Origin of the sequence: Thermoanaerobacter sp. CM-CNRG TB177, from assembly GCF_018588165.1 — a bacterium.
GTDB lineage: Bacteria > Bacillota > Thermoanaerobacteria > Thermoanaerobacterales > Thermoanaerobacteraceae > Thermoanaerobacter > Thermoanaerobacter thermocopriae.
This window is the reverse complement of record NZ_JAFCAC010000066.1, coordinates 1-7,991: the sequence shown is the minus strand read 5'-3', so window position 1 is coordinate 7,991 and position 7,991 is coordinate 1. Positions and strand designations below refer to the sequence as shown.

The window sequence follows — 7,991 nt, the reverse complement described above, 5'->3', positions numbered from 1 at the left end:
TTAACGGTGAGGTCAGTTATAAAAATTTTTTTCCTACAAAATCTTGACACAGACCCACATCTTTCATTTTGTTGATAATCAATATTATAAAGTGATAAAATTATATTGTCAAAAATATTTGAAAAATACGCTTTTCATTTGATAAAATATACAAAAATAAGATGATGGAGGTATTATCGTGTCTGTACTTGATGTTTTGCAAGAAAGAGGATATATTCAGCAAATGACTCATGAAAATGAAATAAAAGAGCTTTTAGAAAAGGAAAAAATCACATTTTACATAGGTTTTGACCCTACTGCAGACAGTTTGCATGTAGGACATTTTCTTCAAATTATGGTAATGTCCCACATGCAAAAAGCAGGCCACAGGCCTATTGTGTTAATAGGCGGCGGAACTGCTATGGTGGGAGACCCAAGTGGCAGGACTGATATGAGGAAAATGCTTACTAAAGAGGAAATAGACAGAAATGCTGAGGCTTTTAAAAAGCAAATGCAAAGGCTTATTGATTTTTCTGATGGGAAAGCCATTATAGCCAATAACGCTGATTGGCTTTTAAACTTAAATTATATTGAATTTTTGCGAGACATAGGGGTTCACTTCTCAGTAAATAGAATGCTTACTGCAGAATGCTTTAAGTCCCGATTAGAAAGAGGTCTTTCCTTTTTAGAATTTAACTACATGCTGATGCAGGCTTACGATTTTCTCGAATTAAACAGAAGATATAATTGTGTAATGCAGATGGGGGGAGACGATCAATGGTCTAATATTATTGCTGGAATAGAGCTTATACGAAAAAAAGAAGGTAAACAGGCTTATGGCATGACATTTACTTTGCTTACTACCAGCGAAGGTAAGAAAATGGGAAAAACAGAAAAAGGAGCGGTATGGCTTGACCCGAATAAGACTTCGCCTTATGAGTTTTATCAATACTGGAGAAACATAGCTGATGCGGATGTGGAAAAGGCTTTGGCACTTCTAACTTTCTTGCCTATGGATGAAGTGAGAAGATTAGGGGCATTAAAGGATAAAGAAATAAACGAGGCGAAAAAAATACTAGCATATGAGGTTACAAAACTCGTACACGGTGAGGAGGAGGCGCAAAAATCACAAAAGGCGGCAGAGGCTTTATTTGAAGGTGGTGGCGATTTAAACAATGTGCCTTCTGTTACAGTGCCTTCTGATGTTTTAGGCAAAAAAGTTTTAGATGTGCTTTTTGAAGCAAAAATAATACCCTCAAAGAGCGAAGGAAGAAGACTTATTCAACAAGGCGGATTGTATATAAACAATGAAAAAGTTGAAAGTATTGATGAATATATAAAAGATGATATGATAAAAGATAATAGCATTTTAATAAGAAAGGGCAAAAAAGAGTATCACAGGCTTGTCATTAAAGAATAAAGGGGGAGCTTTTTGTGTCAAGAGAATTTCTCTTGGCACAATTTTTACATGTTCTTGAAAGAGGTGCTAAGATGGTCTTTATTGCAACTGCTTTATATATTGAGGCAAAACCTCTAATTGAATATTTTGACTTAAAAAAAGACGTGGAAAATCGATATTTTCAAGTTTTTAAAAATGAAGAAATAACGTTGGTAGTAACAGGAGTGGGCAAAATAAATAGCAGTATAGCTGTTTCTCATGCGGCAACTCGATATTTGTATGTTCCACAAAGCTTTATAATAAACCTTGGTGTATGTGGTTCAAAAGATATCAATGAAAAAATAGGGAACATATACCTTGTTAACAAAATTATAGACAATGAAACTCATAAAAATTATATACCTGATATTTTGATAGACCATCCTTTTGATGAAAGTGATATAGAAACTTTTAATTATGTAGTGAAAGATAAAGGATTGATGACAGCAAGACTTTGTGATATGGAAGCCAGCGGTTTTTATCAAGCAGCTTCTAAATTTTTTGAAACCCACAGAATTTACATTTTAAAAATTGTCTCTGATAGTACAGATTTCGAGGGTGTTTCTAAAGATAAAATTTATGAGTTAATAAAAAACAAGTTAAAGGAAATAGATGAATTTATTAAGATATTGAAAAATAGTTTTAAAACTAGCGAAATATTTTCCTTTTATGAAAGAGAAATTATAAATTTTCTTTCACAAAAGCTAAAATTTACGGTAAGTCAAAGGCAAATTTTTTATAAAGCTTGCCTACATTATAAGATTAGAAAAGGAAAAAACATAGATTTTTTAAAAAACTTTTATGATGTACAGGTAAATAATAAAGAAGAGAGGAAGAGGGTCTTTGAAAAAATTCTCTCACATTTACGTTGAGAAGGAGATACTTCACAGTCCTATAACGCAAAATATTCTACAGAAATTTCCTAAAAGTAAAGTAGTGCTTATTGACAGATATAGTGAAGTATTTAATAGACCTAATCAAAACTACCTTATACAAAAAGAAAGGCAAAATCTTATACTGGCTAAAAAAAAATATGATTTTATATATAAAGGTTCCAAACTTTGTGAAGACTTTGGAAATACCAATTTTTATCATACATCAAATATATTCAATTGTGTATATGATTGTGACTATTGCTATTTACAAGGTATGTACCCTTCGGGACATCTTGTTATTTTTGTGAATATTGAGGACTATTTTAAAGAAATAGATAAACTTACACAAAATCAGAAGGTCTATTTAAGCATATCTTATGAAACAGATATACTTGCTTTAGAATATCTTACAGGATATACCAAAAGATGGATTGAATATGCAAAGGGAAATAAAAATCTCGTAATAGAGATACGAACAAAAAGTACCAATTTTTCTTCTGTGAAATCTATCGACATACCTTCTAATGTAATTTTCGCATGGACGTTGTTACCACAGCCTGTTATAAAAAAATACGAAAGGTTTACACCTTCTTTAGATAAAAGAGTGAAAAATTTAAAGAGTGCCATATCAAAGGGCTTAAAAGTTAGGATTTCTATTGAACCTGTGATGTATATAGAAAATTTTGAAGATGTCTATTCTGATTTTTTAAGAGAACTCTTTTTAGAGATTCCCAAAGAGGGTATAAGAGATGTCAACATTGGAGCTTTTAGAATGGTGAGAGAGCAAGCTAAAAAAATAGAAAAATTAAAAGAATATTCTCCGGTATTTTGCTATGAGACAGTTGTAAAAGATGGAATATTTACCTATAAAGAGGCAGAATATTTTGAGGAATTCGTTTATAGAGAAGTAATAAAATATATTGAAAAAGAAAAAGTATATGTTTTAGATAAACTCTCTTATTAGGGGAGTTTTTATCTTTTATTCTAATTGAGAGAGGTTATTACTCTTTTTAAAAAAGAAAGATTATTAAAAGCATCTTGATTTTTAAAATAAATTTCCTTATAATATAAATTGCTAACCCAATACTTCTGGGGGGTAGTAGTAAGATAAAGAGAAATAATTTGATTGATAATAAAATCTCGAATTGGATATCATAAATATTTAAAGAGGTGATTTGATGCTGGAATTTATAAAGGATGCAAAGCATTTCGAAGAAATAAAGAATAAAGAAGAGCTTTTTATGCTAATGTTTTATTCTAATTCTTCACAAAAAAGTCTTGAGGCTTTAGAAGTTATAAAAAAATTCAGTGAAGACAATCCAAAAGTTCCTGTTTATGTGGTAAATGCTTCTGAAATAAGAGATATTCATCCACAATATGGCATCAAAGTTGTGCCCTCAGTGATACTTTTCAAGGATAAAGAGCCATGGCAGTTTGTATTTGGACTTCAAAACAAAGAATATTATGAAAAACTTTTGGTCGTTGCTCCCTCAAAAGTTTCTGATGGAAAAGGGCAAAAGGTTCACAGGGTCACTGTTTACACTACTCCTTCTTGTCCATGGTGTAATGCTACAAAGGCATATTTAAGACAACATAATATACCTTTCAGAGAAATAGATGTGAGCAAAAATCCGAGTGCAGCAGCAGAATTGGTAAGGCGGAGTGGTCAAAGAGGTGTGCCACAGACGGATATTGATGGTACAATTGTAGTAGGGTTTGATAAAGCTAAGCTAAATCAATTGCTGGGAATCACTGACCAATAAGTTTTCTTGTACCTTGTCATATAAGTGAAGTATAATAAGTAATGTAATAACGAGCGGTAAAAAATAATAAAAGAAAGGGGAAGAAACTATGACAAAAATACAACCGATAAATGGTCATGCACTTATTAAATTAGAAAAAGAGCCTGAAGAGAAAAAGATAGGCGGAGTGATAATTCCCAAAACTGCTGAAGAAAAATTAAATCAAGGAATAATTGAAGCTCTTGCAGCAGGCGCGTCTGATGAGCTTGCTGTGGGGGATAGGGTTATATATAAAGAGTTTTCGGGTACTAAGATAAAACACGAGGGAGAGGAATATCTCATAATTCCAGTAGATGACATATTGGCTAAGTTTGTGGAAGTTGACGAGATATAAGAAGTCGGGGAAGTTGAAGTCCCGACTTCTTATATTTTTTATAAATAATTATTGACATATGTTTATTAAATGAAAATAATTATCAATTTTGTGTCTTTTCTATTGATTTGGTCGTTTAGGTGGTGTATAATAGTATTGCTTAAGTATTCCTATTAAAATAGTCGGAATTAAAAAGGAGTTGTAAAAAATGAGGGAAACATTGTTAGAAATAAAAGATTTAAATGTAGAAGTTGAGGGCAAATATATCCTTAAAGGGCTCAATTTAACAATAAAAAAAGGAGAAATACATGCGATTATGGGACCCAATGGTGGAGGAAAAAGCACATTGTGTAATTCCATCATGGGGAATCCTAAATATAGAGTGACAGGCGGCCAGATTTTATTTGAAGGACAAGATATAACAAATCTAAAAGTAAACGAAAGGGCAAAAAAGGGTATCTTTTTGTCTTTTCAGTACCCTGAAGAAATTCCTGGAATAACAGTGGATAATTTTATAAGGACATCTGTTAATGTTATGACAGGCCAAAATGTGCCGATGCTTCAATTTGCAAAAGCTATGAAAAACACATTAGAACTTTTAGACATGAATTCCGAGTACAGAAATAGATATTTAAATGTTGGCTTTTCTGGAGGGGAAAAGAAAAAAACAGAGATACTCCAGATGGCTTTTCTAAAGCCTAAGCTTGTAATGCTAGACGAAATTGACTCTGGCCTTGATATAGATGCTTTAAAAGTTGTAGCAGAAGCGGTCAAAAAGTTGAAGACGGAGGAGATGTCTATTTTGATAGTCACTCACTACAACAGGATATTGGATTACCTCGAGCCAGATGTAATATCTGTTTTAATGAAGGGAAAGATTGTAAAAAGCGGGGATAGAAACCTTGCAAAAATTCTTGAAGAAAAGGGTTATGACTTTGTGAGGAATGGCGTGTAAACCATAGGAGGCGAAAAAGATGAAAAAACCAGATATAAAGGAAATAGATTTTAGCATATACGATGTCAAAGACAACGTAAAGTACGAATATCAGACAGGGAAAGGGCTTTCTAAAGAAGTTGTTTTAGAAATATCTGAGCAAAAGAATGAACCTTCCTGGATGAGGGATTTCCGATTAAAAGCGCTTGAAATATATCAAAAAATGCCTATGCCCACATGGGGTGTGGACTTAAGTCAGTTGGATATTGACTCTATTATCGCCTATATACGTCCAAAGGCAAAGATGCAAAGGTCATGGGAAGAGGTTCCTGAAGAAATAAGGAGAACTTTTGAAAGGCTTGGGATACCAGAAGCAGAAAGAAAAGTTTTAGCAGGTGTCGGTGCTCAGTACGACTCTGAAGTTGTATATCACAACATTAAAGAAAATCTTACCCGCCAAGGTGTTATATTTGAAGATATGGACACTGCAGTAAAAAAATATCCTGACATAATAAAAGAGTATTTTATGACAAAAAACGTTACTCCTTCTGACCATAAATTTGTAGCATTGCATGCTGCAATATGGAGTGGTGGTACTTTTGTATATGTGCCTGAAGGAGTAAAAGTGGAGGTTCCACTTCAGGCTTATTTTAGAATGAATGCACCGGGGAGCGGCCAATTTGAGCATACTCTTATCATCGCCGATAAAGGTAGCGAAGTTCGTTTTATAGAAGGTTGTTCTGCGCCCCAGTATTCTGTTTCAAACTTACATGCAGGTTGCGTAGAACTTTTTGTAAAGGAAGGAGCACGCATAATTTATTCTACCATAGAAAACTGGAGCAAAAATACTTACAATCTCAACACAAAAAGAGCAATTGTGGAAAAAGACGGCATTATAGAGTGGGTATCTGGTTCTTTTGGGAGCCACAAAACAATGCTTTATCCAACTTCTGTATTAAAAGGAAAAGGGGCAAAGGCGGAATACACAGGAGTGACTTTTGCAGCAAAGGGCCAACATTTAGATACAGGTTCAAAAATGATACATTTGGCGCCTTACACCTCTTCAAAAGTTGTGGCAAAGAGCATATCAAAAGATGGCGGAATATCTACTTATAGAGGTTTTCTAAAAATAGGGTCTACTGCGGAAGGTGCAAAGGCTTCTGTGCAATGTGAAGGCCTGATGTTGGACGATATTTCAAGGTCTGATACAATACCAGTAATAGAAATTGAAAATGACAATGTAGATATAGGCCATGAAGCAAAAGTGGGAAGAATAAGTGATGAGCAGATATTTTACCTCATGTCCAGAGGTTTAAGCGAAGATGATGCAAGGGCTATGATTGTAAGGGGGTTTGTTGAGCCTATAGCCAAAGCCTTGCCGTTAGAATACGCAGTGGAGATGAATAGACTCATTAAACTCGAGCTGGAAGGCGCAATAGGATAGGAGTGAAAATATGTGGAAAAGGGTTAATATAGAAAAAATAAAAGTTCCTTCTTATAAAGAATACACTTTGGCAGTGGTGAAGGATTCATCACAAGATACTGTAAAGATAAAAAAGATAAAAGATTTACATCACTTACCAATAGAGACATTAATTTCAGCTAATAAAACTTTTGGTATTGATGATAAGTTTGTAAATATGGTAAAAACTTTATATAACACAGGATTCTACATTAAAACTTTTCAAAACACTAGTGTTGAAAAACCAATAGTGGTTGATTATATTACTGATGAACAAAATGACACACTAATTGATTATAATATCGTTGAAATAGAAGCCAATTCAAGTGCCACTGTTGTCTTTGACTATAATTCAGGTGCTCACGGTTTTCACAACGGAATAACAGAAGTGATTGCAAAAGAAGGTGCTACTGTAAATATAGTAAAAATACAAAGATTAGGAAACGAATTCAACGACTTTGACAACAACCTTGTAATTGTAGGGAAAGATGCTACAGTAAATTGGTCGAATGTTGTAATAGGAGCAAAAATGAGTACTTTTGATGTAACTGTATATCTTGATGAAATAGGTGCTACCTTTATTTCTAAATCTATTTTTTTAGGTGTAGATAGTCAAAAATATGACATGGCTTATAAAGTGTATCACCAAGCCCCAAAAAGTACTAGTAGTGTAGATTTAAAAGGAGCACTAAAGGGAAGCGCAGAGGCTACCTTTATAGGAAATATTGACATTAAAAAAGGGGCAAAAAAGGCAAAAGCTGAGGAAAATGAAACTGTGCTTTTGCTGGACAAAACTGTAAAGTCTGTTGCAATTCCTGCTCTTTACTGTGGAGAAGACGACGTAGTGGCTAAGCATTCTGCCAGTGCAGGTCAAATAGACGAAGATAAACTCTATTATGTGATGAGCAGAGGCTTTAGTTTTGAAGAGGCTCGGCTTTTAATGGTTCAAGCCATATTAAATCCTGTAATAGATTTAATTCCTTATGACCCTGTAAAAGAAATCATCATAAGGGGTCATATAGGGAGGAAGATAATAAAATGAAAAATATCGATATAGAAAAGATTAAAAAAGACTTTCCCATATTAGATGTTAAACCTCACGGGAAAAAGCTTATTTACCTTGACAATGCTGCCACAACTCAAAAGCCAATTAGCGTTATAAAAGCTATGGATAAATATTATGAAGAG

9 protein-coding genes are annotated in these 7,991 nt (G+C 33.6%); all 9 read left to right on the top strand.

What is annotated here, in order from left to right; all coding sequences use genetic code 11:
• Nucleotides 1-178 precede the first annotated feature (178 nt).
• Nucleotides 179-1,399, top strand: coding sequence for a tyrosine--tRNA ligase (gene tyrS / locus I4N53_RS07915; protein ID WP_214495993.1), 1,221 nt, complete (start codon nucleotides 179-181; stop codon nucleotides 1,397-1,399).
• A gap of 71 nt (nucleotides 1,400-1,470) precedes the next feature.
• Nucleotides 1,471-2,289: a nucleoside phosphorylase gene (locus tag I4N53_RS07910; RefSeq protein WP_214495995.1), complete on the top strand. Its 819-nt coding sequence runs from the start codon at nucleotides 1,471-1,473 to the stop codon at nucleotides 2,287-2,289.
• Nucleotides 2,261-3,256, top strand: a complete 996-nt coding sequence (locus tag I4N53_RS07905; RefSeq protein ID WP_012996192.1) for a spore photoproduct lyase family protein — start codon at nucleotides 2,261-2,263, stop codon at nucleotides 3,254-3,256. The genes I4N53_RS07910 and I4N53_RS07905 overlap by 29 nt, the downstream gene beginning before the upstream one ends.
• A 214-nt stretch (nucleotides 3,257-3,470) precedes the next feature.
• The gene (locus tag I4N53_RS07900; protein WP_012996191.1) at nucleotides 3,471-4,055 is read left to right on the top strand and encodes a glutaredoxin domain-containing protein; all 585 of its coding nucleotides are present in this window, start codon (nucleotides 3,471-3,473) and stop codon (nucleotides 4,053-4,055) included.
• An 88-nt stretch (nucleotides 4,056-4,143) separates the two neighbouring features.
• Nucleotides 4,144-4,428 (top strand): co-chaperone GroES, encoded by a 285-nt coding sequence (locus I4N53_RS07895; protein WP_012996190.1) that lies wholly within the window; start codon nucleotides 4,144-4,146, stop codon nucleotides 4,426-4,428.
• A 187-nt stretch (nucleotides 4,429-4,615) separates the two neighbouring features.
• The gene (gene sufC / locus I4N53_RS07890; protein WP_214495992.1) at nucleotides 4,616-5,362 is read left to right on the top strand and encodes a Fe-S cluster assembly ATPase SufC; all 747 of its coding nucleotides are present in this window, start codon (nucleotides 4,616-4,618) and stop codon (nucleotides 5,360-5,362) included.
• A gap of 19 nt (nucleotides 5,363-5,381) precedes the next feature.
• A complete protein-coding gene (gene sufB / locus I4N53_RS07885) occupies nucleotides 5,382-6,785 on the top strand; it encodes a Fe-S cluster assembly protein SufB (RefSeq protein ID WP_012996188.1) in 1,404 nt (467 codons plus the stop codon).
• A gap of 10 nt (nucleotides 6,786-6,795) precedes the next feature.
• Entirely contained in the window at nucleotides 6,796-7,845 is a 1,050-nt protein-coding gene (sufD, locus tag I4N53_RS07880; RefSeq protein ID WP_012996187.1) for a Fe-S cluster assembly protein SufD, read from the top strand.
• Nucleotides 7,842-7,991, top strand: a 150-nt coding sequence (locus tag I4N53_RS07875; protein WP_214495994.1) for an aminotransferase class V-fold PLP-dependent enzyme, incomplete at its 3' end; no start/stop codon positions are given. The genes sufD and I4N53_RS07875, both read left to right, overlap by 4 nt.